Source organism: Oleiphilus sp. HI0132 (assembly GCF_001635845.1).
This window is the reverse complement of sequence record NZ_LWGJ01001141.1, coordinates 1-2,293: the sequence shown is the minus strand read 5'-3', so window position 1 is coordinate 2,293 and position 2,293 is coordinate 1. Positions and strand designations below refer to the sequence as shown.

The 2,293-nt window shown below is 46.9% G+C and carries 2 protein-coding genes and 1 pseudogene; all 3 read left to right on the top strand.

Translation table 11 applies throughout. The features are described 5' to 3' along the window. Positions 1-346 (top strand): annotated as a pseudogene (locus A3766_RS15575) (type I glyceraldehyde-3-phosphate dehydrogenase); the annotation flags it as partial. A gap of 17 nt (positions 347-363) precedes the next feature. Next, positions 364-1,590, top strand: a complete 1,227-nt coding sequence (arsJ, locus tag A3766_RS15570) for an organoarsenical effux MFS transporter ArsJ (RefSeq protein ID WP_068511232.1) — start codon at positions 364-366, stop codon at positions 1,588-1,590. A gap of 64 nt (positions 1,591-1,654) precedes the next feature. Beyond that, a partial coding sequence (locus A3766_RS15565) for a thioredoxin domain-containing protein (RefSeq protein WP_068642473.1) occupies positions 1,655-2,293 on the top strand: 639 nt, incomplete at its 3' end.

Here is a 2,293-nt window from a genome sequence, read left to right as displayed (position 1 = left end):
TAAGTTAAACGGTCATGCGGTACGTGTTCCATTAGCCAATGCATCGATCACTGACTGTGTATTCGAACTAGAAAAAGAAAGCTCGGTAGAAGAAGTGAACGCTCTATTAAAAAGTGCTTCTGAAGAAGCACTACAAGGCATACTCGGTTACGAAGAGCGGCCACTGGTTTCTATCGATTACAAAACCGATCCTCGTTCAGCCATCATTGATGCGCCTTCAACTATGCTGGTTAACGGCACTCAACTTAAGCTTTATGTGTGGTATGACAATGAATGGGGCTATGCCAATCGAACAGCTGAGCTGGTTCGTAAAGTCGGCCTCATCGACCAGAAAATTAATCACTAAGGCCATATTTGAAAACCATGAATATCAATAAACTCTCACCAGAAATTAAGCAATACCTGGTCGTAACAGGTAACTATTGGGCTTTCACGCTCACCGATGGCGCTTTGAGGATGTTAGTCGTATTGCACTTTCATGGCTTGGGTTACAGCCCGCTCGAAATTGCCATGCTGTTCTTGTTTTACGAGATCTTTGGTGTCATCACCAACCTTTTTGGTGGCTGGTTGGGCGCACATTTGGGGCTCAACAAAACCATGAATATTGGTCTGGCTCTGCAGGTGCTCGCATTGGCAATGCTGCTCGTTCCTGCCACTTTGCTCACAGTGCCTTGGGTCATGGCTGCTCAGGCTCTCTCAGGCATTGCTAAAGACCTGAACAAGATGAGTGCGAAAAGCTCGATCAAGCTGCTGGTTCCAAAAGATGCGCAAACTACACTGTATAAGTGGGTGGCAATTCTAACCGGATCTAAGAATGCCTTGAAAGGTGTCGGCTTCTTTTTAGGCGGCGCTTTACTGGCCACTCTCGGTTTTCAAGGTGCCGTTCTTGCTATGGCGCTAAGCTTGTTTGTGGTTTGGCTGGGTAGCATGTTTGCCTTAAAACAAGACTTAGGCAAGGCAAAGAACAAACCGAAGTTCACTGAAATATTTTCTAAAAGTCGGGCAATCAACGCCCTCTCAGCAGCTCGCTTATTTCTGTTTGGTGCCAGAGATGTTTGGTTCGTGGTTGCCTTGCCCGTTTATCTAGCGAGCGAGTTCGGCTGGAACCATTGGTCTGTAGGAGGCTTTCTTGCAAGCTGGGTAATCGCCTATGGTTTAGTGCAGTCCTTTGCCCCCAAGATTACGCAAAGCTCGACCAAGCGCGCCCCCGATGGCCATAGCGCGCTCGGCTGGGCGCTGCCTCTAATGCTGATACCCGCGGGCATCGCACTAGCCTTATCGAGCTCGCTTTCAGCACAGCTGGTGATCGTAATAGGTTTACTCGCCTTCGGCGCCCTGTTTGCTATAAATTCTTCTTTGCACAGCTACCTGATTGTGAGTTACGCCAGTGACGATGGCGTATCCTTAGATGTGGGTTTCTACTATATGGCCAATGCCATGGGCAGGCTAGTTGGCACCGTACTATCAGGTTGGATTTTCCAGTCTTATGGCCTTGAAGCATGTTTATGGGTATCGAGTACATTTATCGCCCTTTCGGCGACCATTTCACTTGCTCTTCCCAAACATAAAACGAACACAGTAAACACTTAAGCTTGAGCCTACGGTTCATGACTGTAAACTAGACCGCTTTCTTATTTGAACGGCCACAATTGTTATGAAAATGAATACCCGTGTTACGCTTATTTGTCTCTTGTTATCTCTGCCTTTGACTTGGTATACCTATCAACAAGATCAGAACTCCAAAGAAAGCCCGCAAAGCGACGAGCTCCTACAACAAGGAAGCATATATGAACGCCCTTACTCTCCGAGCTTTGGTCCTGCTGAGGCTAAAGTCACCATCGTTGAGTTTTTCGACCCAGCATGTGGTGCTTGCAGAGCTTTTTACCCTCTCGTAAAAGAGATTCAAGCAAGACATGAAAAGGATGTACGCATCGTACTTCGGTATGCAACCTTTCACCAAGGCTCTGAAGCTATCGTTAGAATGCTTGAAGCTGCGCGACTCCAAAACAAGTTCAAAGAGGTACTTGAAGCACTACTCATAGCCCAAGCCGAATGGACGGTTAACCATAAAGTTGTTGCGGATAAAGCTTGGCCTATTGCCGAAGCAGCGGGTTTAGATATTACACAGGCGAAAGCCGATATGACTTCAGATGAGATAAGCGCTCGCCTTCAACGGGAGAAGGACGATATTCGAGCTTTGCAAGTTAGCAAGACACCAACCTTTTTTGTTAATGAACAAGCGCTCCCCAAGTTTGGATCACAAGAGCTATACGATTTAGTTACCAAGGAACTC

Coding starts and splice junctions, on each gene's coding strand:
- arsJ (WP_068511232.1), top strand. CDS start 364: ATGAATATCAATAAACTCTCACCAGAAATTAAGCAATACCTGGTCGTA.